The sequence below is a fragment of the Bacillus sp. CIS52 genome (assembly GCF_053545315.1).
This window is the reverse complement of record NZ_JBIUFR010000001.1, coordinates 1,096,218-1,118,671: the sequence shown is the minus strand read 5'-3', so window position 1 is coordinate 1,118,671 and position 22,454 is coordinate 1,096,218. Positions and strand designations below refer to the sequence as shown.

Annotated in this window: 23 protein-coding genes and 4 tRNA genes; 4 read left to right on the top strand and 23 right to left on the bottom strand. The window is 45.0% G+C overall.

Annotation, left to right across the window (positions count from 1 at the left end; all coding sequences use genetic code 11):
- Positions 1–9: 9 nt before the first annotated feature.
- The 11 genes from ACH32G_RS05295 to dnaB all read right to left on the bottom strand — a co-directional run bounded on the left by ACH32G_RS05295 (position 10) and on the right by dnaB (position 9,119).
- On the bottom strand, positions 10–849 hold the full coding sequence (locus ACH32G_RS05295) for a two-component system regulatory protein YycI (protein ID WP_016937373.1): 840 nt from the start codon (positions 847–849) through the stop codon (positions 10–12).
- A complete protein-coding gene (gene yycH, locus ACH32G_RS05290; protein ID WP_045925615.1) occupies positions 836–2,194 on the bottom strand; it encodes a two-component system activity regulator YycH in 1,359 nt (452 codons plus the stop codon). The genes ACH32G_RS05295 and yycH overlap by 14 nt, the downstream gene beginning before the upstream one ends.
- The gene (gene walK / locus ACH32G_RS05285) at positions 2,184–4,019 is read right to left on the bottom strand and encodes a cell wall metabolism sensor histidine kinase WalK (RefSeq protein ID WP_016937371.1); all 1,836 of its coding nucleotides are present in this window, start codon (positions 4,017–4,019) and stop codon (positions 2,184–2,186) included. The genes yycH and walK overlap by 11 nt, the downstream gene beginning before the upstream one ends.
- A gap of 6 nt (positions 4,020–4,025) precedes the next feature.
- Positions 4,026–4,733, bottom strand: a complete 708-nt coding sequence (walR, locus tag ACH32G_RS05280) for a cell wall metabolism DNA-binding response regulator WalR (RefSeq protein WP_004393104.1) — start codon at positions 4,731–4,733, stop codon at positions 4,026–4,028.
- A gap of 336 nt (positions 4,734–5,069) precedes the next feature.
- Positions 5,070–5,142, bottom strand: a tRNA-Phe gene (locus tag ACH32G_RS05275).
- 31 nt (positions 5,143–5,173) lie between these two features.
- Positions 5,174–5,250: transfer RNA gene (locus ACH32G_RS05270), tRNA-Asp, on the bottom strand.
- An 84-nt stretch (positions 5,251–5,334) separates the two neighbouring features.
- Positions 5,335–5,406: transfer RNA gene (locus ACH32G_RS05265), tRNA-Glu, on the bottom strand.
- Between the two features lie 8 nt (positions 5,407–5,414).
- Positions 5,415–5,490: transfer RNA gene (locus tag ACH32G_RS05260), tRNA-Lys, on the bottom strand.
- A 202-nt stretch (positions 5,491–5,692) separates the two neighbouring features.
- Positions 5,693–6,985 carry an adenylosuccinate synthase gene (locus ACH32G_RS05255; RefSeq protein ID WP_016937370.1) on the bottom strand — a complete coding sequence of 431 codons (1,293 nt, stop codon included), beginning with the start codon at positions 6,983–6,985 and terminating at the stop codon, positions 5,693–5,695.
- Between the two features lie 238 nt (positions 6,986–7,223).
- Entirely contained in the window at positions 7,224–7,637 is a 414-nt protein-coding gene (locus tag ACH32G_RS05250; RefSeq protein WP_448814061.1) for a VOC family protein, read from the bottom strand.
- Positions 7,638–7,754: 117 nt separating this feature from the next.
- Positions 7,755–9,119: a replicative DNA helicase gene (gene dnaB / locus ACH32G_RS05245; RefSeq protein ID WP_016937368.1), complete on the bottom strand. Its 1,365-nt coding sequence runs from the start codon at positions 9,117–9,119 to the stop codon at positions 7,755–7,757.
- A 170-nt stretch (positions 9,120–9,289) separates the two neighbouring features.
- On the opposite strand from dnaB, the gene ACH32G_RS05240 reads away from it, so the two are divergent.
- Entirely contained in the window at positions 9,290–9,487 is a 198-nt protein-coding gene (locus ACH32G_RS05240) for a DUF2188 domain-containing protein (RefSeq protein ID WP_016937367.1), read from the top strand.
- Between the two features lie 30 nt (positions 9,488–9,517).
- On the opposite strand, the gene ACH32G_RS05235 is transcribed toward ACH32G_RS05240, so the two are convergent.
- Positions 9,518–9,727, bottom strand: coding sequence for a hypothetical protein (locus ACH32G_RS05235; protein WP_016937366.1), 210 nt, complete (start codon positions 9,725–9,727; stop codon positions 9,518–9,520).
- Between the two features lie 118 nt (positions 9,728–9,845).
- Between ACH32G_RS05235 and ACH32G_RS05230 the strand changes: the two genes are divergently transcribed.
- Positions 9,846–9,989: a YycC family protein gene (locus ACH32G_RS05230; protein WP_016937365.1), complete on the top strand. Its 144-nt coding sequence runs from the start codon at positions 9,846–9,848 to the stop codon at positions 9,987–9,989.
- A 138-nt stretch (positions 9,990–10,127) separates the two neighbouring features.
- Here ACH32G_RS05230 and ACH32G_RS05225 read toward each other — a convergent pair whose 3' ends face one another.
- The 10 genes from ACH32G_RS05225 to ACH32G_RS05180 all read right to left on the bottom strand — a co-directional run bounded on the left by ACH32G_RS05225 (position 10,128) and on the right by ACH32G_RS05180 (position 20,226).
- The gene (locus ACH32G_RS05225) at positions 10,128–11,417 is read right to left on the bottom strand and encodes a glycosyltransferase family 4 protein (protein WP_448814060.1); all 1,290 of its coding nucleotides are present in this window, start codon (positions 11,415–11,417) and stop codon (positions 10,128–10,130) included.
- Between the two features lie 20 nt (positions 11,418–11,437).
- The gene (locus tag ACH32G_RS05220; protein WP_198698278.1) at positions 11,438–12,493 is read right to left on the bottom strand and encodes a phosphotransferase; all 1,056 of its coding nucleotides are present in this window, start codon (positions 12,491–12,493) and stop codon (positions 11,438–11,440) included.
- Positions 12,486–13,673, bottom strand: a complete 1,188-nt coding sequence (locus ACH32G_RS05215; RefSeq protein WP_448814059.1) for a carboxylate--amine ligase — start codon at positions 13,671–13,673, stop codon at positions 12,486–12,488. Before ACH32G_RS05215 ends, ACH32G_RS05220 begins: the two co-directional genes overlap by 8 nt.
- A complete protein-coding gene (locus tag ACH32G_RS05210; RefSeq protein WP_045925621.1) occupies positions 13,670–14,998 on the bottom strand; it encodes a glycosyltransferase family 4 protein in 1,329 nt (442 codons plus the stop codon). Before ACH32G_RS05210 ends, ACH32G_RS05215 begins: the two co-directional genes overlap by 4 nt.
- Positions 14,995–15,651, bottom strand: coding sequence for a PIG-L deacetylase family protein (locus ACH32G_RS05205; RefSeq protein WP_016937360.1), 657 nt, complete (start codon positions 15,649–15,651; stop codon positions 14,995–14,997). The genes ACH32G_RS05210 and ACH32G_RS05205 overlap by 4 nt, the downstream gene beginning before the upstream one ends.
- Positions 15,652–15,738: 87 nt before the next feature.
- Entirely contained in the window at positions 15,739–16,302 is a 564-nt protein-coding gene (locus tag ACH32G_RS05200) for an AarF/UbiB family protein (protein ID WP_099744910.1), read from the bottom strand.
- 135 nt (positions 16,303–16,437) lie between these two features.
- Positions 16,438–16,887 carry a 50S ribosomal protein L9 gene (rplI, locus tag ACH32G_RS05195; protein ID WP_095241068.1) on the bottom strand — a complete coding sequence of 150 codons (450 nt, stop codon included), beginning with the start codon at positions 16,885–16,887 and terminating at the stop codon, positions 16,438–16,440.
- Positions 16,884–18,863 (bottom strand): DHH family phosphoesterase, encoded by a 1,980-nt coding sequence (locus ACH32G_RS05190; protein ID WP_016937358.1) that lies wholly within the window; start codon positions 18,861–18,863, stop codon positions 16,884–16,886. The genes rplI and ACH32G_RS05190 overlap by 4 nt, the downstream gene beginning before the upstream one ends.
- Before the next feature lie 30 nt (positions 18,864–18,893).
- On the bottom strand, positions 18,894–19,829 hold the full coding sequence (locus ACH32G_RS05185; protein ID WP_366970936.1) for a YybS family protein: 936 nt from the start codon (positions 19,827–19,829) through the stop codon (positions 18,894–18,896).
- 244 nt (positions 19,830–20,073) lie between these two features.
- On the bottom strand, positions 20,074–20,226 hold the full coding sequence (locus ACH32G_RS05180; RefSeq protein WP_016937356.1) for a hypothetical protein: 153 nt from the start codon (positions 20,224–20,226) through the stop codon (positions 20,074–20,076).
- Between the two features lie 133 nt (positions 20,227–20,359).
- Here ACH32G_RS05180 and ACH32G_RS05175 point away from each other — a divergent pair, with 133 nt between their 5' ends.
- The gene (locus ACH32G_RS05175; protein ID WP_016937355.1) at positions 20,360–20,845 is read left to right on the top strand and encodes a spore coat protein; all 486 of its coding nucleotides are present in this window, start codon (positions 20,360–20,362) and stop codon (positions 20,843–20,845) included.
- Positions 20,846–20,881: 36 nt separating this feature from the next.
- Here ACH32G_RS05175 and ACH32G_RS05170 read toward each other — a convergent pair whose 3' ends face one another.
- Complete coding sequence (locus ACH32G_RS05170; protein ID WP_016937354.1) at positions 20,882–21,253, bottom strand: winged helix-turn-helix transcriptional regulator; 372 nt, start codon at positions 21,251–21,253, stop codon at positions 20,882–20,884.
- Between the two features lie 206 nt (positions 21,254–21,459).
- On the opposite strand from ACH32G_RS05170, the gene ACH32G_RS05165 reads away from it, so the two are divergent.
- Positions 21,460–22,389 carry a manganese-dependent inorganic pyrophosphatase gene (locus ACH32G_RS05165; RefSeq protein WP_004393053.1) on the top strand — a complete coding sequence of 310 codons (930 nt, stop codon included), beginning with the start codon at positions 21,460–21,462 and terminating at the stop codon, positions 22,387–22,389.
- Positions 22,390–22,454 lie beyond the last annotated feature (65 nt).

The following is a 22,454-nucleotide window of genomic DNA, read 5'->3' as shown; positions in this document are numbered from 1 at the left end:
CTCACTCCATTATTTATTTTGATTGTTATCAATGACTGTGCTTTCCAATGCATTCACAGTGTACGTTTGCTGTGTCTTTTTCTTCGTCCCTTTTGACTTATCTTCAATTGTAATTCTCCATACCGGCGCCAGCACCTGCGTACTTGTCAGCGGGTATTGGGCAATATAGCCGAACTTGACGCTTTTGACGGCGCAATTCGCTTTTAAGTAATTTTGAGAATACAATAATTCGACCGCATCCAGCTCAGGAATCAGGCTTTCCGTCTGGATTCGCTTGAATGACTCCAGCATGGTCTGCTCGTAAGACACGACCTCGTTTTTATCGTTCAGATGCAGAATCACCTGTCCGATCGCATCAGTGGACGAGTCAAAATCCTGATAAATAAACTGTCCGTCATACGTCTGGTAAAAAATGATCTGTTTTTGATCCTTGTCGACTTTCCACAGTTTATATTTTTCACCGCCGGTTATTTTAGAGCTCACGAGCGATTCCGCATCATCCTGCGGTTTTTGCTTCGATAAACCGACCGGATCGGTAAATTTCATTTTCAGCGTCGTGACCTTGTGATCATCCGCCGGCATCTCCATTAAAGGCTTTTGATCCTTTAAGGCATCAATATCTTCCGCGGTGAATACCTTTTGGCCCGCCGTCAGCCGATAGCCCGTCGCGGAATCAGAAGACAGGTTGCCGAATGTGATATGATCCATCTCCATGTCTTTTTCCACATTTGAATTTTTAATCACTTCGTATTCACTGCTTGAGCGTTTTTCAAAAAACTGATAGCCGAGAAAAATATCGAGGATGAGGAAGGCAATGATGAAGATCGTTTTTGTCTTATTCCACTCCATTATCGTCCTCCTCCTTCCCCAGCAGATCTTTCGTAATCGGAACGATCTTCCCGTTGATTTTCATACTCCAGACGGGTTCCAGCTCAACAAGATCATTCGTTGACGAAGATACCATTTGATAGGACAAGAAGATCTGGTCGATTTTGTTCACATCGTATTTATCCTGCTGCTCCAGCAGAGACACAATCTCATTGCCGCTCATCATTTTTACGTCTTTTGTTTTAATCGGATTCGGCCCGAGAACATAGTTCGGCCGCTTGTAGCTGAGAACCTCGTCATTGGCCCATTGCAGGGTCATAACAGGCCCGGATCCGAAAGGCTTAGACATGCTGTTGATGACAGGCATTTGATCTTTAAACATGTAGAAACTCAGCTGCTGGTTATCACTCACATTGAAAAATTGATAATGATCCGTCCAGCTCCCCGTATCCTCTAAATATTTATAGCTTTTCTTAATCAGTTCTCCCGTTTGGTAAGAAGCGCTTTGCGCCAGGTTCCGATGCTGGAACTGAATCTGCCGCTGCGTCGAATTGATTTCCAGACGGCTGATTCCGTCAGTCAGCACGTTCCGATTGTAATTCGGGTCCTCTCTGACCGTGCTCGGATCGTTAAAGAGCGTCTGCTTAAACAAGTTCGTCTTAATGGTTTCAGTGATAAATTCTTTTTCCTTCATATTAAACCGCGCATTCGGCATGAGAAATTCTTTGCTTTTCCCGACCGAATAGAGGTGGTATAACGGCATACTCGATTTTTTGCTGTACAGCTCATTCATCAGATTGCGGTAATTTGCAGACTCGACAGTCACTTCCAGAATCAGCTGTTTGCTGTAAGAGACCATGTAAATCTTCTTATTCGGCTTATTCTCATTAAACGGAATGACAATATGGTCAAATGAGCTGTATTCCATTGACGGATTCGACCATTTAAACATCGATTGGAAGAAATCAATCGGAATGGTGTCATTGAATTGCAGATCGAGCTTTGCCGAATTCCCATTTCTGCCGTAAAGCCAATTTTTAAAACCGAGTTTGTCGTATTGATCAGAAATATCCTTCATTCCTTTTACTTCCCATTGCGGCAAATCCGCCCACAGGTCATTAAAGAGCGTTTCATCAACCACTTTATAATGAGAGCCGTTTGTATGAATGAACATATCCCGGGGTTTTACCGTTTGCGACATTTTTTGGCTCGTTTTATCAATTTTATGCTTTTCCCGGACAGTCGATTTGGTTGAGGCCGTGCCTTCTGAGAAATTGGGCTGGAATGTCCAAATTCCCCATGTTAAAACAAGACTAATGACGACTAGCACCGACAGTATGACTGTTTTTATATTTTCACGCCTCATCCCAATCATCCTCTTGCTCTTCTTTATATGGAAGAGTAAATGTAATCTTCGTGCCTTTGCCTTCTACACTGTCGGCCCAAATGTCACCGCCGTGCGCCTGAACCATCTCTTTTGCAATCGCAAGGCCGAGTCCGGTGCCGCCGAGCTTTCTCGTGCGCGCCTTATCCACCCTATAGAAACGGTCAAATACTTTTTCCACATCTTTTTTCGGAATGCCGATCCCTTCATCTTTTACGCTGATGTAGAGCAGCTCTTCTTTCTCATTCACATCAACTGAGAAGGTGACATGTCCGCCTTCCGGTGAGTATTTCAATGCGTTAGAAATGATATTATCGAGAACCTGCGTCACTTTATCCTGATCAATCTCCACGTACAGATTTCTGTCCGGCAGCTCGCGGATAAATTCGACATGCTGTTCTTTCGTCATTTCAAAACGGTCAATAATCAGAGACATAAAGCGGATCATATGAATCCACTCTCGATTAAACTGATAATCTTTGCTGTCGAACTTAGAAAGCTGAAGCAGATCATTTACCAATCTGATCATGCGCTCAGTTTCATTTTGGGTCACCATTAAGAAACGCGGAGCGATCTCTTTGTTTTCCCACGCGCCTTCAGCAAGCGCCTCTAAATAGCTTCGCATTGTCGTCAGCGGCGTCCGAAGTTCATGGGACACATTCGCAACGAATTCTCTGCGCTCGCGATCGAGTTTTTCCTGCTCGGTGACATCATAAAGAACCGCGATTAAACCATCAATTTTTCCGTGCTCTCTCTGAATCACGGAGAAATTGACCCGCAGCACAGTCGTTTCATCGTCACGTTCGATCTCCAGCAGCATGGAGTCCTGCTGTTCTACTAAATCCTCAAATGTAAAGTTCTCTTTTATGCCCAATAAAGACGTAATCGGCATCTCTAAAGCCGTTTCACGTGAAACATTCAGCAGCTCAAGCGCAGGGCTGTTTAACAGAATAATAGCCCCGTTGCGATTCGTGGCGATGACGCCGTCCGTCATATACGCAATAACGGAAGAAAGCTTTCTTCTCTCCCCTTCCGTCATGGCTTGGGCATCTTCAAGCTCTTTCGTCAGATGGTTGAAAGTTGTTGCGAGCTGACCGATTTCATCATGCCCGTATTTTCGAACCTTTCTGGAGAAATTCCCTTTTGCCAGTTCCATCGCCTGCTTACGCATATCCGAAAGCGGATGGGTAATGGTCCGGGCGAGAAAGATACCGAGAAGAGCCGTCAGAACGAGGGCTAAGCCTGTTCCTGAAGCAAGAATCGAGTTGACGGTTTTCATTTGGTTAAAAGTATCTTCCATACTGGCCACGACATATATCGCGCCGACAACTTCCTGATTCTCTGTAATGACCGGTTTTGCCGAAATCAGCACTCTGTTTTTGCTTTTAGGATCATAATATTTTTTTGAATAGGCCTGTTTTGTAGAGAAAATCCGTTTGAAAATCGGGTCTGTCGTCTGTTTTCCCGCTATTTCCTCGCCATAAGGCCTTGAAGAACCGACGACCTCATAGCTTTTATCAACAAAGGTAATTTCCCGTATTTCATTGTTTTTCGTAAAATCATTCAAAATACGCTTGACGTCATCCTTAATGACGGTGCCGTCATTGTCCCCTTTATATTCCTGCTCAATATAATAGGAAAGGTTGTCAATCCGCTGATTTAACGATAATTCATAGGACTTGAGAAGAGAATTCTCCACCTGTTTCACAAAGTACACGCCGATAATCTGCATGGCAATGATAATGAGAAGCACATAGATCAGCGTGATCTTAAATTGAATCGACCGAAAAAAACCAACCTTATTCATCGCCGGTTAGTCCTGTTCAGGGTTTCTCAAGTAATAACCGACACCCCGTCTTGTGACGATCCAGTTCGGATGGCTCGGATTATCCTCGATTTTCTCGCGAAGGCGGCGAACTGTTACATCCACCGTTCTCACGTCACCGAAATAGTCATAGCCCCACACAGTCTGCAGCAGATGCTCACGCGTCATGACCTGTCCGATATGTTTGGCTAAGTAATGCAGCAATTCAAATTCACGATGGGTCAGCTCGATCGTTTCTTCTCTTTTTGATACGACATAAGCGTCAGGGAAGATGACGAGGGAACCGATATGAATGTCATTTGAAGCTGATTCTTCCTCAGCCGGCGCAACCGTAAGCTGGCGGCGCAGGTTTGCTTTGACGCGGGCCAGAAGCTCACGCGTGCTGAAAGGTTTAGTGACATAGTCATCCGCTCCGATTTCAAGTCCGATGACCTTGTCAATCTCCGAGTCTTTTGCCGTCAGCATAATAATCGGCATATCATATTTTTTCCGGACTTCCCGGCACACTTCAACTCCGTCTTTATTCGGAAGCATAATATCTAATAGAATTAAATCGGGCTGAAGCTCCTCCACCATTTCCACGGCTTCGTTTCCGTCATACGCACAGTGCACGTCATAGCCTTCTTTTCTTAAATTAAACTCTAATATATCTGCAATCGGTTTTTCATCATCGACTACAAGGATCTTCTTATCCATCATCTTGATTTTCCTCCTGCCAGAATGACTTCATTTCATCTATTGATGTTTCATGATGATCACAATTCGGATCGTGAAAAACGTTCCCCGTCTATTATAACGGTTTCAGGTCAAAAGATAAAAAAATTAAAGAGAACAGCGCAAAAACGTATTGAACTGCCATCCTTTTGTCATGTTTTTTATTTTCTTTTAAAAAATAATATTTTTTTGAAACCTCACGAAAAAAAACGCCGTCTACTTTTTGACGTCTTCTTCTGGGCCGGCTGAAAAGCCGGCTCTCCCTTTTTTTATCACAAAGAAAAAACGCACCTACTATTGCAGATGCGTTTGGGTAAGTGGCTCGGGACGGAATCGAACCGCCGACACACGGATTTTCAGTCCGTTGCTCTACCAACTGAGCTACCGAGCCAGATGTTTCTTTTCTATACTATAAAGTAAAATGGCGGTCCGGACGGGACTCGAACCCGCGACCTCCTGCGTGACAGGCAGGCATTCTAACCAACTGAACTACCGGACCTTACAGTAATTTGTCCGGGGAACCGTATCGTGGCGGTCCGCCCAGGACAAATAAGGAATTAGCAATAACGCTAAAGTAAATCAATGACCCGTACGGGATTCGAACCCGTGTTACCGCCGTGAAAGGGCGGTGTCTTAACCGCTTGACCAACGGGCCATAAAAAGTGGTGAGCCATGAAGGACTCGAACCTTCGACCCTCTGATTAAAAGTCAGATGCTCTACCAACTGAGCTAATGGCTCTTGATGTGTCGGATTATGTATCATAGAGCATTCAGACAAAAGCTTTCTTGCAGTACTCTATTGAAGCTGTTCCGTAACAACGAGATTTATAATATCATAGAATATTCGAAAGTGGCAACTACTTTTTTGAAAAAAATCTATTATTTTTTTCCTACATGAAAAAACAAGCCTCCGGTCACGGAGGCTTGTCTGCTGCAAATCCTTAGTTAGCACGGTATACACTGCGGATGACGTTCGTTTGTGAACGGTCAGGACCGACAGAGAAAATAGAAAGCGGAATACCTGTCAGCTGAGACACGCGTTCCAGATAATGGCGCGCATTTTCAGGAAGGTCGCTTAACGTTTTTGCGCCTGTAATATCTTCCGTCCAGCCAGGCATTTCTTCATATACCGGTTCACACTCAGCGAGGGCTTTCAGGCTTGCCGGGAATTCTTCAATCACTTCACCTTTGTAGCGGTAAGCGACACAGATCTTCAGCGTTTCAATGCCAGTCAGCACATCAATTGAGTTCAAAGAAAGATCTGTGATTCCGCTGACGCGGCGGGCATGGCGGACAACAACGCTGTCAAACCAGCCGACTCGGCGAGGGCGTCCTGTCGTTGTACCGTATTCGCGTCCGACTTCACGGATTTGATCTCCGATTTCGTCTTTCAGCTCAGTCGGGAAAGGACCGTCACCCACACGGGTTGTGTACGCTTTCGATACACCGACGACGTGCTGAATTTTTGTCGGGCCTACGCCTGAACCGATCGTCACCCCTCCGGCGACCGGGTTAGATGAAGTGACAAACGGGTATGTCCCTTGGTCAATATCAAGCATAACCCCTTGAGCGCCTTCAAATAAGACGCGGCGGCCTTCATCCAGCGCGTCATTTAAGACGACGGATGTATCGCATACATACTTTTTAATCTGCTGGCCGTATTCATAATACTCATCCAGAATATCTTCAATTTTGAAGCCGTCCGTTTCATACATTTTTTCAAGAAGACGATTCTTCTCTTCAAGGTTCCGCTCAAGCTTTTCTGCAAACACGTCGCGATCTAACAGGTCTGCGATCCGAATGCCGATCCGCGCCGCTTTGTCCATATAAGCAGGTCCGATGCCTTTTTTCGTTGTGCCGATCTTATTGGCCCCTTTGCGTTCTTCCTCTACTTCATCCAGTTTCAGATGATACGGAAGAATCACATGGGCTCTGTTGCTGATTCTCAAGTTATCCGTGCTCACATTGCGTTCATGAAGATACGCAAGCTCCGTTACGAGCGCTTTCGGATCAACAACCATTCCGTTCCCGATGACACACGCTTTTTCTTTATAAAAAATTCCTGATGGGATTAAATGAAGCTTGTACGTGACGCCATCAAACTTGATGGTATGTCCTGCATTGTTTCCGCCTTGATAACGTGCGATCACTTCTGCATTTTCTGATAGGAAATCTGTAATTTTACCTTTTCCTTCATCGCCCCACTGCGTACCTACTACGACTACTGAAGACATATATCCGTGCACCTCCGTTAACCTTTCAAAACGATATCTCATTCAAACAAATTAAGTGTATCAGTGCCGAAACAGAAAGTCAATCGTAAATCCGAACATTAAAATCTTATCATTCTATTTTTGTTCGCCTTAACTATGTTTAAAAGCGTTTTCTCTTTCATTTGTTATCTATTACTCCTGAAACTTTCATACTTTAATATGAAAAAGAACCCGTACCCCGGATTCTTCAGACAGTCATTTATATGCCGCTTGTATTCATCAGAACGATCCGCCAGCCGTCGGGATCTTCGATGGTCACGCCTTTTTCTTCCCAGTACGGATTTTCGGATTTTTTCTCTTTATATCCCATCTGCTTTAACCTCGTGCTGATGCGAATGACCTCCTGAGAATCCGGGATGTAAAAGACAAGCAGGCTGTCGCCGTGCGGAACGGGCGCCGGCTGAGACGCGCCCGTTTCTTCGGTAAATTCTAAATGATATTGCGTATGGGGCAGGCCGAACATGACGCCGCTGTAGCCTCTATGTCCGGAAAAGCTGCCGACCCTCTTCAGTCCGAGGCCCTCTTCATAAAACCTGATGATTTCTTTGAGCTGTCCGGTCGGCCGGGCAATCCGGATTTGCGCCGCTTGGAATTGCGGAAATTCAATTGTCATCATCATTCCTCCCTTGATGCCATTATATAAAAGCGCTTTCTTTTTATCGACTGCAGAACGGACGGCATTCTCTCATTCTTTCGGATGAAAAAAAGCCTCAAGACATTGCTTGAGGCTTTACGCACCTGCCGGAACACCGCCGTCATCAAAGCGCCTTTCCAGGTTTACGAACTTATTGTATTCCTTCACAAAAGCCAGTGAGACGGTGCCCACCGGGCCGTTACGCTGTTTGGCAATAATGATTTCGATGATGTTTTTGTTTTCGGATTCTTTATCATAGTAATCATCACGATACAGGAAGGCGACGATGTCGGCATCCTGCTCAATACTTCCTGACTCACGGATATCTGACATCATCGGACGTTTATCCTGCCGCTGCTCAACACCCCGGGAGAGCTGAGACAGGGCGATGACCGGAACTTCAAGCTCCCGTGCCAGCGATTTTAGCGCCCGTGAAATTTCCGATACCTCTTGCTGGCGGTTGTCGCTTGAACGGCCGCTTCCCTGAATGAGCTGCAAGTAGTCAATTAAAATCATGCCCAATCCGTTTTCCTGCTTCAGCCGGCGGCATTTTGAACGGATTTCGCTGACGCGGATGCCTGGGGTGTCATCTATAAAGATACCGCTGTTTGACAGGCTTCCCATCGCCATCGTCAGCTTGCCCCAATCTTCTTCCGTCAGATTTCCCGTTCTGAGATTTTGGGCGTTAATATTCCCTTCGGCGCAGAGCATACGCATGACAAGCTGCTCGGCTCCCATCTCAAGACTGAAAATCGCGACGCTCTCATCCGTTTTGGTGGCCACGTTTTGCGCAATATTTAAGGCGAACGCCGTTTTCCCCACGGACGGACGGGCTGCGACAATGATCAGATCATTTCGCTGGAAACCCGCCGTCATCCGGTCAAGCTCAATAAAGCCGGTCGGAATCCCGGTAATATCGCCTTTCCGGTTGTGAAGCTGCTCAATATTGTCATATGTTTGCACAAGCACATCTTTAATATTTTGGAAGGCGCCCGAGTTTTTTCGCTGCGCAACCTCCATAATCGTTTTTTCCGCATCGCTTAATAAATCTTCAACTTCATCCTCGCGCGTATACCCGTCTTGGGCGATCGAGGTCGCCGTTCTGATTAAACGGCGGAGAATTGATTTTTCCTCAACGATTTTCGCGTAATATTCTATATTAGCCGCTGTCGGAACGGAATTCGCGATATCCGTCAGGTAAGAAACGCCTCCTACCTCTTCTAACAAATCGGTATTCGCAAGCTCTGACGTTACCGTGATCAAATCAACCGGTTCGCCGCGGTCTCCGAGCACGAGCATGGCATTGTAAATTTTTTGATGTGACATTCTGTAGAAATCATCCGGAATCAACACTTCAGAAGCCAGTGTCAACGCAGACGGCTGTAAAAAAACAGCACCTAACACGGCCTGCTCAGCTTCTATGTTTTGCGGCGGCAGCCGATCATTCAGAAGGTCTGTCATGCTAAGCACCGTCCTCTCCTTAAAAAATATCCAAACTCCATTTTACCATTTCTCATGAAAAAGAATAGAAAAATATCACTTTCCCTGTATTTGTCAGGAGAGGGTTATGTGTTTTGCCGTTCCGAATGCCGGGAAACAAATAAACAAACCAAACCCAGGAGGGAAGAAGGATGAAGACATATGCAGTAACGCCAAGTATTGATGCAGACGGATGGTTTGTGAAGGCAGAAAATGTGGCGCCGACGGCTCTTTGTACATCAAAGGATGCGGCAATCGAAAAAGCGGAGCAGATGGCGAAAGAGAACAGCCCGGCTAAGCTTGTCATTTATGATCAGCATAAAAACATTGAAGAGGAACGTTCCTTTTAAGAAAAGCCTTCGCCCGCGCGAGGGCTTTTCTTATTCGATGAAGCGGATCTGCAGCACTGTCTGCGCCATGAGATCAGCCGTTTTTTGATACAGATCCCATTCTTCACAGGCGGCAAATACTTTCATCATTTCCTGCAATGTCTGTTTAAGTATGATAAATTCGTCAATTGTCCGCAGTTCTGCGGCTTTTTTCTGATAATCAGCCAGCTTCAGCTGTAATAACATCAATGGCGATTGCATAAAAAACCTCCCCCATTCTGTTATAAAGCCAGGCTTATCAAACCTCCATTTCTTTGTCATATCCTCTTACGATAGAATTTTGATTTTAGTACAATAAAGAAATGGAAGGAGTGATCACATGAAACCGCTGCAAATTTCCGCTGAAACGGCGCAAAAGCTTGCAGAATCACTGAATATGCCGCTTGAACGAATCATGCACATGCCTCAGCACATTCTGCTTGCCAAATTAGCTGAAGTCCAAAAAGAGAACGATCAAAAATAAAGGCTGTTCCCTCATATATATGTGCGGGAGGCGGAAGCAATGGCTTTCCGCCTCTTTTTCTTATAGGTAAATAAGGAATGGCGGCCGGACGAGGCGAGATCAAGACCCAGTCTCTTTGCTTTGCTCTTAATCACTCATTTAAAAAAATGATTGATAAATACTGGCTATTTGTGAAACCATGTTCTCCTGACGCAGATGCTGGCCGGCATAGGTCTTTGCTGCTTTTCCAAACTGTTCTCTGAGAGCTTGATCCGTAATCAGTCTTAAGAGGGCATCGGCAAGCTCCCGGATACTGCCGGGCTGACAGATAAGGCCTGTTTTCTCATGCCGGATCATCTCAGGGATCCCCCCGCAGTCAGTTGCGACAATGGCCTGCCCTGCGAACATCGCCTCGATGATCGCTATGGGAAAATTATCATTCAATGTAGGCAGAACAAAAATAGACGATTCAGCCAAAAGCGCCGGCACATCACGCCGTTTTCCGAAGAAAAACACATTTGAAAGACCCAGTTTCCGTCTCTTCTCTTCAAGAAAACCCCGCATTTTCCCGTCTCCGATTATCCATATTTCGACTCCGGATAAGTGCTGCCGGATTTGTGCGAGAGCGTCCAGCAGCACGTCATGTCCTTTTCGCTCTGTCAGACGGGAAACACATGCAATCACGAGCTTCTCAGCACGTTTTGGCTCGGGTGCATCCCGGATGTCAATGCCGGTATAAACAGTCGTCAGCTGTGTTTCTTTTGCACCGTACTCCAGAAGAGGCGCGTGAAAGGAGTCGCTGATGGTAATGATTTTATCCGAAGCCCGAATGCCCTGTCTTTCTATTTCAGAGAAGTATGCCTCTTCAATTGAGCCCTTTTGGATTTTATGAAACTTCATCCGGCTTTTCGTAAAATGTCCATGCGGCGTGAAGAAAAGAGGACGCCGAACCGTTTGATTAAGGTGCCCCAGCAAAAATACCGCAAACAAATCCTGTGCATGAAAAAGATCGTATTGCTCTAAATCCTTTTCCATCAAAAATCGTTGAAAGACATGTAAATAGCTGAGATTTTTGACAAGTTTTTCGTTTGCGGCGCCGTATCTGCCAAGAAGAAACACTCTGACTTCATCAGCCGCACGCGGAATATCTTCCTGAAAAAACGATGGCGGCATTTGAAGGGGCGAGATGACATCCGCCTGATGACCGGCGCGCTCAAAACCTGTCTTAACTGACGTGATATAGCTCGCCAATCCTCCGACATTCGGGTACTTGAGAAAAGTTGCGTACAAAATACGCAACAGCCTTTTTCGTTTGGGGGAGCTTTTTCTTTCCGCACAAAATGAATGCAGCTCTTGTTCATCTTGATGGCCGATGCCATAAAATTGATCCATGACGCGCAATAAGGCAGGAGGCACCAAACTGCACGGCCTCCCGATCTCTTCTCTCAAACCCGCTCCCCCTCTCAAACCTATAAACCTAATTCCCGTCCCCATTGTGACACTTTGTCTGCATGATAGGGCAGCAGCTCTCCTCCCCGATTGTCGAATATTCTCCGCAATTGGGTATGAAGCCCTTTCTCAAGTGTTCTCTGCACATAAGCCATTTTATAAAGTGTCATAGGGGGCGTCTCAAAATGAATGCCCCGCTTTTTCATTTCTTTCGCATACACTTTTACACAAAACGTCCGAATGTCTTCTGCGTGGCGGCTCCAATCTTTTCTGAAGCCGAGCAGAATCTCAACAAGAACCGTCATATCGAACCATACCGGCGCGTATTTTGCTGATTCCCAATCGATGAATTGAATGTTCCACGGTTCATGGCCGGACGCGTCATGGGTGCAGATATTCTGCATATGAAGGTCGCCATGTGTAATGGCCGAGCCGTTTTGTATCAATTCAGGGAAAAAATCCGGTCCTTTTTGCTCCAGCCAGTGAGAGATCTGCCGATAATGAGGCTTGACGATATCTTTTGTACGTTCATCTTTAAGGGCCCTATCCAATAATTCCGCTGTCTTTTTGATCTGCTTTTTACGCCCCTTCCTCATCGTTTCCGATTCATATACCGGGAGCCATGAGCGCCATTTTCCGTCAGAAATTTTCTTGTTTTCAAAGGTGCGGCTGTGCAGTTCTGCGACAGACGGAATAATATATTTGAAGTGCTTAGGATGAAATGTAAGCTGTCCCCTGATCTGGCTGACAAACTCCATAAATATCCATGTTTCATGATTGCTTTCTTCGATAAGATAGATTTCCGGCAGCAAATCCCCTAAGACAGAACGGGCTTTACTGTATATATTAATCTCGACCGCGTTTTTTTCACGGGAAGATTTATACACCTTCAAAATCAGCGGTACAGTCCCGGATTTCTTTTTCACAAGGAGTTTATAAATGGCGCTTCTGTCCGTTGATTTCAGACATGTGATGCCGTCCGGATTCACAGCCGCCTTTTCGCCAAGTGAATACGATAGTTTTTCGTCAATTCTCAGTTTCTGAAACGCAGCATACAAACGATCCTTTTCATACATGCCGATCTTCCTTCCGCTTCCGTTTCCAGCTGTTTTTGAGATGGGACCAAGTGTTTCTGATAAACGGCATCGGGTCATTCCAAGCAAAAAGGGCATATTCTTTTTTTCCTTTAAATCCTCTCCAAAAATGCCGGAATGTCATGTCTCCTCTTTTTCGTTTCTTCAAAAACGTTAAGAAGTAACGCACCTCATAAATCCAACTGATTCCTTCTTTTTGTTCGAGCTGAGGCTTTACATTTTGTCCGGTCAAATACAGATAGTACATGTAAACGAAATGAACGCCTGCAGATTCCGTCAGGCTATGGCTGAGCCAAAAGCGCGGATTTATTTCTATAAACTTGTAAACATTGTCCCGCGGATCCTTTTTAAATTCCGCCATGCCTACTCCTTTGAGCTGAATCGCTTCAAAAAACGGCAGGGTCTTCTCAATTAATTCAGGAACCCGTTTGCTCACGACATGAGCCCCAGCGCCAAAATCAGCGGGAAATTGATGTTTTTTTTGCAGTGAAAACAAGCCCATTAACTTCATTTGGTCATCATAAAAAGTCGCCACTTTATAAAAACATTGATTGTCTCCGGGAATGATCTCCTGCACGAGCAGTTCTCCATTTTCTCTGTAGGAGCTGAACTCCCTGCGCAATTGTGCGGCATCCTTCATCACTATTGCTTTTTTGTTTACTTTTTTTCTGTATTCATGGCCGGCCACCGGTTTTAAAATACACGGGAAGTCAATATTGGCGATGGCCTCTTCCAGTTCATCCTGATTGTTCGGAAAAAAGGTTTTCGGGCAGGGAATGTTGTGTTTCATCGCTAATTCATATGCTTTGCTTTTATCTAAAACCGTCTCTAACAGAGAGCGGCTCGGGAGCAAAAATAAAAAAAAACCGGCTAATGTGTCGCGGAATTTGGATATGAATCCCGCATAATCATCAGATCCTGCGTACAGAACCGGTTTTACTTGAAATCGCTTCCCGAAATCAGTCAGAAATGTCAGCAGTTCTTTCTCTTGTGTTAAAGGGCTGGGACAGACCCCGCAATCTGCCAATCTTGATTTTCCGATACGATAAGGTTCCTCCGTGTCAAACGCGTAGACATCTATTCCTCTTCGGGCCAGGCTTCGAATCATCCCGATCCCGTTTGCACTGAAATCAAGTACAACGGCCGCATGTTCGTGTTTCATAATCTCCCTCCGAGCTTGATGGTATTTTGATAAATGGATTCAATATTTCTGATCATTGTCTCGCTGCTTAAGTGCTTCTCTGCGTAGGCCTTTGCATTTAAAGCAGCTTTTTTCCGCGCAGATTTGTTAGAGATAAAAAACGTTAAAGCCCGGGCTAGCGCCTCTGCATTTCCCGGCTCGACAATCAGCCCTGTTTTGTTATGGCGGATCAGATCCGGGATGCCCCCGCAATCGGTCGCGATGATAGCCGTGCTGCTGAACATCGCTTCAATAATCGAAATGGGCAGACTATCATTAATGGTCGGCAGTACGAATATGTCCGTCATATTCAAAATAGCGGGAACATCGTCTCTTTTTCCTAAAAAGGAGACCATTGATAGTTTCAGTTTTCGAGCCTGTTCCTCCAGGGCTCTCCTTGTCTCTCCGTCTCCTGCGATCAGCACTTCTACATCATCAAGTACGTGAGACGGAATTCGCGAGAGTGCCTCCAGCAAATACTTATGTCCCTTTCTCGGGCCTAATCTTGCAATACACGAGATGATAATCTTATTTTTCGGTAACGGGATTTTCTTTTTCCAGCCTGTTTTTGTATCGTAATCAATTCCCGTGACCACCGTTGTCATGTCTTTCTGTTCGGCCCCGAGCTTCATGAGCGGCCTGCGGAACGTATCGCTGATAATAATCAGGCGGTCTGCGTATTCAATGGCTTTCATCTCTAATGTTTTATAATAAATCTCTTCTACCGAGCCTTTTTTAAATATGTGAAATTTAAGTCTGTTGAAAGTAAACATGCCATGCGGTGTAAAAAATAAAGGTTTCTTATAGATTTGATTGAACCTGCCTAACATATTGGCTGTAAATAAATCTTGAGCGTGGAACACATCATATCTTTCCAAAGGAATCTTTTGAAGCATTTGCTCGTATACAAACATCAGCCGATTATTTCTCAAAATATGATCGTTATAATCCCCGTATCTGTCTTTAAAGAAATCTTTTAATTTCGGAACAACAGCATCCCGCAGTTCTTTTACTTTGTCGGAAGGAAACAGATTAGGGGATATGACATCCACCTTATGGCCTCTCTTTTTCAAGCCTTCACTAAGCGTTTTAATATAGTTTGATAAACCGCCCGTGTGCGGGTAGTCCCAAAACGTGGCAATCAAAATGGATAACTTCTTCTTTTTCCTGTATACCGGCGGAATTTGATCTGCATGTTTCATCTGTGTCTTTATGGCTTTCTTTTTTTGCGGGCGCGTTTTGACCCCGTAGTAGCGGTCAAGCGTCTGGACCATATACGGATAGGGGACGGAAAATGTCTTGTTCATTTCCAGATCCTCCGCACCACTTCAAATGCTTCGGCGTATTCCACACCCGCTGTCATCCCTCTGACTCTTCCTAAATGTTTAACGCCTTCATATGAACGGGGATGAGGGTAATCCCTCATTTCTACGTCGTAGTGGTGAAGCGCCGCGAGTTTGGCATCCATCGTGTCTGTGATATTGACGAAGTAATTGGGCTTGAAGAGTTTATCAGCCGTATTCCTCTCCCACTCGCTTGAAGACAGCGTTTCAAACGTAAGCAGTTCAATCGGCTTTTGATCCGGAAGAGGTCTGGCGGCTGTTAAAACTGCTTGGAATGTTTTCTGATGGTCCATATTGATATCGCCGTAATGATGAGTAAAGATTTTATCAGGCTGATAGACGCGAATGAGCTGTTCTAATTCTTTGACAAGCTTATGAAGAGGGATACATTCCAATTCTAAATTCGTATGCTCCAAAAAGATGACTTTCTCAATTCCAAGCTCTTGATTCGCACGTTCGCCTAATTGTTTAATATGATGAGCTTCTTCTTTTCTTCCTAATGCCGTAATAACGGAAATTACTTTATATCCTTCATTGATCAGCCGTTTTATGGTGCCCGCTGATCCCAATAGTTCATCATCAGGATGAGCGCCGATAACCATAATGTATTCTTCCATTTTTTCCACACTCCACCAAACAATTGTTACAAGTATCATATGACGACCCTAAAAAAAGGAAACTTACATGTGCGGATTTTCAGAAACTTACATGTGCAGCTGCCATTCCAGGTAACGTGACGGATTTAATTTTTTTATGGTGTCCAAAAACTCATCCGCCAGGCCGTATTGGTTCAATCCTTTTAATAGTTTTACAGGAAAGCGGGCAATAGCGGAAAAGGCTCTTTTATGATCGATGACTTTAAGATTACCGCGTTCGTTGATCAGAATGTGCCTGATTTCAGCGTCCCATCTGGTAAAACCGATTTTCTTTAATTCATCCAGCATATTTAAAATATCAGCCGCCAGTTTTTCGGAAATGGATTTTTCTGTTTTAATATGGCGGGCAAGGGAGGTGCCTTGAACATATTCCATCACAATATAACGATCTCCGTATTCATACAGTTTTGGAATCACTGGGGAACCTTGTCCGATTTGCAAAGCTGCCAATTCCTTCTCGCATGTCTCTATTTCAAAGAAATACTTTAAGCATTTGTTGTGTGTTAAGCGATAGACTTCCCCGTCTTTTCCGTTCCCGATCAGCGGATAGTGTTCCAGCGTCTTTTTATTTTCCGGATCATTAAAATATGTTTCAGAAAAAAATCGCATCATACCGACACATCCTTCGTTATGTTGTAATATCATATGCAATCTGATAAGCATCGGACATGAAACATTCTCATCATTTTCTTACGCTGCTGACATAAAAAAACCCGCCGGATCGGCGGGTTTTTCTATTATTATATATTACGCTTCTTCTTTTACGTGAACCTTCAGCACAGCCTGAACTTCAGGATGCAGCTTTACAGGAACGTTTGTATATCCCAGTGTGCGGATACCGTCTTGGAGCTCCAGTTTCCGCTTATCCACTTTAATCTTGTGCGACTTTTGCAGCGCTTCTGCAATCTGCTTGCTTGTGACAGATCCGAACAGGCGGCCGCCTTCACCGGATTTGGCACTCAGCTCAACAGTCAGCTGTTCAAGCGTTTCTTTTAAATCTTTCGCTCTTTCAAGCTCTGCAATCGCTTCTTTTTTCTCTTTTTCTTTCTGTCCTTTCAATGCGCTGATGTTTGTCGCATTTGCTTCGACAGCGAGGCCTTTTTTAATGAGAAAGTTATGTGCATAACCGTCTGCTACGTTTTTCATTTCGCCTTTTTTCCCTTTACCTTTTACATCTTGTAAGAAAATAACCTTCATCTCTGAACGCCTCCCTCAAAATATTCATCAATGGCTTCCTTCAGCCGGACAAGCGCTTCTGAAACAGAAATGCCTGATAACTGGGTTGCCGCATTGGTTAAATGCCCTCCGCCGTCCAGCGCCTCCATAATAATCTGCACATTGACCTCGCCAAGCGATCTCGCACTGATGCACACCGTATGCTCATCCCGTCTGGCTACGGCAAATGAAGCTTCCACTTCACTCATCGACAAGAGGGAATCAGCAGCCTGCGCAATCAGCACCTGGTCAAAGTACTCCTCTTCATTTTCAGGAAGAGAAGCAATCGCGATATTTTCTTTATAAAGAGTTGTATGCTGGATCAGCTTCGCCCGCTTGATATAAGAACCGACTGATTCTTTGAGGACTTTCTGCACCAGAACCGTGTCTGCGCCTTTCGCTCTCAAATAAGAAGCGGCGTCGAACGTCCGCGAGCCCGTGCGAAGGGAAAAGCTCTTCGTATCCACTATTATACCAGCTAACAGGGCCGTCGCTTCAATCATATTGATTTTGAGCCGCTTCGGCTGGTACTCAAGCAGCTCCGTCACGAGTTCTGCGGTGGATGAAGCGTATGGCTCCATATAAACGAGCAGCGGGTCTTTAATAAATTCCTCGCCTCTTCGGTGGTGGTCAATCACAACGATGTGCTCGATTTTGTTCACGAGACGCTCTTCCATCACAAAGGACGGTTTATGTGTATCTACCACGACAAGCAGCGTGTCATCGTTTGAAATTTCCATCGCCTCTTCCGGCGTGATAAACCGCGACCACAGCTCTTCGTATTTTTTAATTTCTTCAATCAGGCGCTGAACACTTGATCCGATCTGATTCGGATCAATGACGATGTAGCCTTCCTTGCCGTTGGCCTGCGCCACCTTTAATATTCCGATTGCGGCTCCGACTGCGTCCATATCAGGAAATTTATGACCCATAATAATGACATTGCTGCTTTCTGAGACAATTTCCTTGAGCGCGTGGGAAATTACCCGGGCGCGCACCCTTGTGCGCTTCTCCATCGGATTCGTTTTGCCGCCGTAAAATTTCACCTTGCCGTTCGGCATTTTGATCGCCACTTGGTCGCCTCCGCGGCCGAGAGCCAAATCGAGGCTGGACTGCGCCAGATCTCCAAGCTCCTTCAAGGAAGAAACCGATGCGCCGATCCCGATGCTGAGGGTCAAAGATACCGTATGAACAGATGTTTTTTCACGGATTTCATCCAAAATCGAAAATTTCGCGTTTTCAAGCTCCGTTAATATGTGTTCATTTAACACCGCGATAAACCGTTCCGAGGACGTCCGCTTCAGGAAAATGCCGTACTCTTGCGCCCACGCATTTAATAATGAGGTGACCTGGCTGTTCATCGTGCTTCTCGTCTGGTCATCCAGCCCCTGTGTGACATCATCATAGTTATCTAAAAAGACATATGCCAGCACGGTTCTCTCATTTTCGTACTGCTTTTCAATCTGAATCTGTTCCGTCACATCAAAGAAATAAAGCAGGCGCTCATCTCTTTTAATCACCACTTTAAACTTCCGCTCATTCAAGGTGATCGTTTCCGAATCGACCTCCTGCTTGATCAGCGGCACGACGGCCTCACATGTGTCATACAGCGAGCGCCCGACGAGCGTGCTTTCATTAAAGCAGGAAGACAAAAACGGATTCGCCCACTCAATGTAATATTGATCATTAAACAGCATAATCCCGATAGGCATTTCCATTAATGCCTCTTCGCCTACTTTTTTCAATCTATAGGATAGCGTGGAAATATAATTGTCAATTTCTCTTCTGATCAAAGAATCCGCACGCTTAATGAAAAACAAGATCACGGCGAGCAGCACAACGCCGACGGCTCCTATCAGCCAGTTAAAGTAAATGCTGATGAGGATTACGATGATTGACAATGCAATCAATGCATAGATGGGATACCGAAACAACGGCTTTTCATAAAAACTAGGCATTTCTATCAACTCCCCACCTGTAAGTCACACTCAATTTCGCGTCACCTTATTTCTTATGTTAAAGCCTATGTCAATGATGCCTAAGAGGAGATACACGGACATGATGAGCGGAAAAAGCACACCCAGCACAATCGCTAATACAGGAACCGCTTTTGGCATCTCCATCTCATGGCAATAGAAAAAAATAAACGCTAACCCTTGAATACAAATCAGCAAGTTGAGAATGTATCCCCCATTCAATGAAACCGAATACATCATATGCCCTTTTTCTAAATGCAGAAACCCTAATATCGTCACAACAAAGTACAAAATAACAACGACTTGCGGGAGTCTTAGCTCTCTAAAAGGCTTCATCTTCGGAAGATCAGGGAAAAACCTCCTTAAAAACGGCCTTGCCATAGCATAACTGAGGAAAGCAGAAACAATGCTGGTCAATATAAGCGCAGTCGGAAAAAGATATTGAAGCGTGCTCAGCTGTCTTTCCATCAGCTTGGTCTGCTTCCCGAACTGATCTCCGTAACCCAGCTGTTTTGACATGGTTTCTGCTATAGACAGCGACTCTCGAAGCTGGGACATAGTGTTATCAACCACGTTCATATTAAGAAACACGATGCTGAACACAAAAATAACGACACCGCACAGCATACACGCAATAGCGCCGGCCGCAACCGCATAACCGGGCTGTTTCTTTTTAAAGTAATATCCCATAGCAATCCCCGTACAGGCCGCCGTAAACGCGCCTGTAAGCCCGGCAAACGAACTCACAATAAAACTGACAGGGAGGCTGGCAAGACCCATCCATATCCCCGGCTTCAAACCGTGCCGAATGGTGTAAAGAATGATCGGCAACGGCAAAGCAAAGAGAAGAATCGCCCCCAGTAAAGGGAGATACACGACCAAAAGGGAAATGATTGCAAAAATACTGATCAAAATGGCGCCTTCTATTAGAGCCCTTGTATTCTTCACTTACTCACCTCAAACCTTGTATCATTCAGAACATACGAATAGAAAAGAGCAGCTTAGACGACTGCTCTTTTGACGCCGCAATGTCTCTTCCAAGACCTGAATTTTCCATAAACTCTCCAAAATACACGTATTTATTCTAACATAAGTCAAAATCGTAAGTAAAATGAGCACAGACGGCTCCAATGTTCCATGTGAAACATGAAAACAGACAAACGGACATCCTAGTGAAAGAATGCCCGTTGTATCAATGATCCTGATCGTCCATGAAACCAGAAGTATCTCTGTTTTTCTTTTTGGTTTTCCGTACAAATAACAAGACGATAACGATAAGTAAGAGAGTGGTTGCCTGTAAAACACCGCTGCTGAAAAGGAAGAAGTTCTTTATCATGTCCCACATATAGTTTCACCTCTGCTTCGTATTTCCTTTACATTGAGTTTCCCTTTCTGGAAACTTCAAAACATCAGGAACAACATCGGGACCGGGGCATATGCTGATAATGAAAATGAAGGATAAAGGAGATTCTCACACCATGACTGAGCGGAGAACATTAGCATGGCATGAAACGTTAGAACTGCACGAGTTAGTGGCTTTCCAGGCAAACGGGCTTGTGAAATTAAAAAGAACGGAACGTGAAGTAAGCGATGCCAGATTAAAACAGCTTTACAGATTTTCCATCCACTCGCTGGAACAAAATCTGCGTGAACTGCTTCCCTTCTTCCCTGAAGCCCCCGGCTTTCGTGAAGATGAGACAGAAGAGCGGGCTGATTCCTCCTTTTACAGCGGCGGCCTGCTGAGCATGGCCAAAACATCTGTCCGCAATTACGCCGGAGCCATTACAGAAACGGCCACACCTCAATTAAGAATCGTCTTCGTCAAGCACTTAAACGCGGCCATCAAGTGGCACCAAATGGTCTTTGAGTATATGGAAGAACGCGGTCAATATCCGGCTTATAACTTGAGCGAATTGCTGAAAAACGATGTCCGCAACGCCAGAAAAGCCATTGCCATGAAATAAAAAAAAGCAGCAAGGACTCTCATCCTTTGCTGCTTCTTATTTTTGAGCGGACTGATCTTGAGCCGACGTTTTTTCCCGGTATGTTTCGAGAAATTCCCGGTTGGCGTCTCCCCATTTCTTCATTTGCAGCACGATCGGTTCAAGCGACCTGCCGAATTCGGTGAGTGAATACTCAACCTTTGGAGGCACCTGCTGATACACCTCACGATGCACGATGCCGTCCGCCTCAAGCTCCCGAAGCTGAAGCGTCAGCATACGCTGCGTAATGCTGGGACAGATGCGCCGAAACTCATTAAACCGCTTTTTTCCGCCGATCATATGATAAAACAAAATACCCTTCCACTTTCCGCCGATAACGGAAAGTGTCAGCTCAACCGGGCAACCTTCTTTATTCGGATATATGTTCATAATTCATCCTCCATAGTACCTTTTTTGATACTACATGCTGATTAGCATCTGACTTACCCAGTATTTTACTCGCAACCTGCTCCCACTCTCAACAAAAATGCTTCTTTTTCACATCAATTTTTAAGGTTTTGAAGATTACACCCTCCGCAAGACGTGTTAAACTATAAAAAGATTGTTTACACTACAAAAAAGGACAAGGAGTTATTATGGAAAAAATTCTTATTTTCGGACATCAAAACCCAGACACAGATACCATTTGCTCTGCCATTGCCTACGCTGATCTTAAAAACAAACTCGGCTTCAATGCTGAGCCTGTCCGCCTAGGACAAGTCAACGGCGAAACTCAATACGCGCTTGATTATTTCAAGCAGGAAAGCCCGCGTCTTGTGGAAACAGCCGCAAACGAAGTAAACGGCGTCATCCTTGTTGACCACAATGAACGCCAGCAAAGCATCAAGGATATCGAAGACGTTCAGGTTCTTGAAGTCATTGACCATCACCGTATCGCCAACTTCGAAACGGCGGAGCCTCTTTACTATCGTGCAGAGCCGGTCGGCTGTACGGCTACGATCTTAAACAAAATGTACAAAGAAAATAACGTGAAAATCGAGAAAGAAATTGCCGGTCTTATGCTGTCAGCGATTATTTCCGACTCACTTTTATTTAAATCTCCGACTTGCACAGAGCAAGATATCGCAGCGGCAAAAGAGCTTGCTGAAATTGCCGGCGTAGATGCGGAAGAGTACGGCTTAAACATGCTTAAAGCAGGCGCCGACTTAAGCAAAAAAACGGTGGAAGAGCTGATTTCCCTTGATGCGAAAGAGTTCACGCTCGGCAGCAAAAAAGTCGAAATCGCCCAAGTCAACACAGTTGATATTGAAGATGTCAAAAAGCGTCAGCCGGAATTAGAAGCGGCCCTTTCAAAAGTCATTGCTGAGAAAAACCTTGATCTGTTCCTTCTCGTGATTACGGACATTTTGGAAAACGATTCTCTTGCGCTTGCCATCGGCGATCAGGCGTCAAAAGTGGAAAAAGCATTCAACGTCACTTTAGAAAACAACACGGCTCTTTTAAAAGGTGTTGTATCCAGAAAGAAACAAGTCGTTCCTGTTTTAACAGACGCGATTGCAGAATAACCAAAACACCCCGGGAACCCGCCGGGGTGTTTTTTTTACGGCTTTTTTTGTAAGCGCTCACCAAA

Bases quoted from the DNA above. Each gene is read 5' to 3' on its own strand.
- ACH32G_RS05220 (WP_198698278.1), bottom strand. From the start codon at position 12,493: ATGTATGAAAAGGATCGTTTGTATGCTGCGTTTCAGAAACTGAGAATT.
- ACH32G_RS05175 (WP_016937355.1), top strand. From the start codon at position 20,360: ATGACTGAGCGGAGAACATTAGCATGGCATGAAACGTTAGAACTGCAC.
- ACH32G_RS05235 (WP_016937366.1), bottom strand. From the start codon at position 9,727: ATGCAATCGCCATTGATGTTATTACAGCTGAAGCTGGCTGATTATCAG.
- ACH32G_RS05180 (WP_016937356.1), bottom strand. From the start codon at position 20,226: ATGTGGGACATGATAAAGAACTTCTTCCTTTTCAGCAGCGGTGTTTTA.
- ACH32G_RS05200 (WP_099744910.1), bottom strand. From the start codon at position 16,302: ATGATGCGATTTTTTTCTGAAACATATTTTAATGATCCGGAAAATAAA.
- rplI (WP_095241068.1), bottom strand. From the start codon at position 16,887: ATGAAGGTTATTTTCTTACAAGATGTAAAAGGTAAAGGGAAAAAAGGC.
- dnaB (WP_016937368.1), bottom strand. From the start codon at position 9,119: ATGACAGACCTTCTGAATGATCGGCTGCCGCCGCAAAACATAGAAGCT.
- ACH32G_RS05170 (WP_016937354.1), bottom strand. From the start codon at position 21,253: ATGAACATATATCCGAATAAAGAAGGTTGCCCGGTTGAGCTGACACTT.
- ACH32G_RS05255 (WP_016937370.1), bottom strand. From the start codon at position 6,985: ATGTCTTCAGTAGTCGTAGTAGGTACGCAGTGGGGCGATGAAGGAAAA.
- ACH32G_RS05250 (WP_448814061.1), bottom strand. From the start codon at position 7,637: ATGACAATTGAATTTCCGCAATTCCAAGCGGCGCAAATCCGGATTGCC.
- walR (WP_004393104.1), bottom strand. From the start codon at position 4,733: ATGGATAAGAAGATCCTTGTAGTCGATGATGAAAAACCGATTGCAGAT.
- ACH32G_RS05190 (WP_016937358.1), bottom strand. From the start codon at position 18,863: ATGCCTAGTTTTTATGAAAAGCCGTTGTTTCGGTATCCCATCTATGCA.
- ACH32G_RS05215 (WP_448814059.1), bottom strand. From the start codon at position 13,673: ATGAAACACGAACATGCGGCCGTTGTACTTGATTTCAGTGCAAACGGG.
- yycH (WP_045925615.1), bottom strand. From the start codon at position 2,194: ATGAGGCGTGAAAATATAAAAACAGTCATACTGTCGGTGCTAGTCGTC.
- walK (WP_016937371.1), bottom strand. From the start codon at position 4,019: ATGAATAAGGTTGGTTTTTTTCGGTCGATTCAATTTAAGATCACGCTG.
- ACH32G_RS05230 (WP_016937365.1), top strand. From the start codon at position 9,846: ATGAAACCGCTGCAAATTTCCGCTGAAACGGCGCAAAAGCTTGCAGAA.
- ACH32G_RS05295 (WP_016937373.1), bottom strand. From the start codon at position 849: ATGGAGTGGAATAAGACAAAAACGATCTTCATCATTGCCTTCCTCATC.
- ACH32G_RS05210 (WP_045925621.1), bottom strand. From the start codon at position 14,998: ATGAACAAGACATTTTCCGTCCCCTATCCGTATATGGTCCAGACGCTT.
- ACH32G_RS05165 (WP_004393053.1), top strand. From the start codon at position 21,460: ATGGAAAAAATTCTTATTTTCGGACATCAAAACCCAGACACAGATACC.
- ACH32G_RS05240 (WP_016937367.1), top strand. From the start codon at position 9,290: ATGAAGACATATGCAGTAACGCCAAGTATTGATGCAGACGGATGGTTT.
- ACH32G_RS05205 (WP_016937360.1), bottom strand. From the start codon at position 15,651: ATGGAAGAATACATTATGGTTATCGGCGCTCATCCTGATGATGAACTA.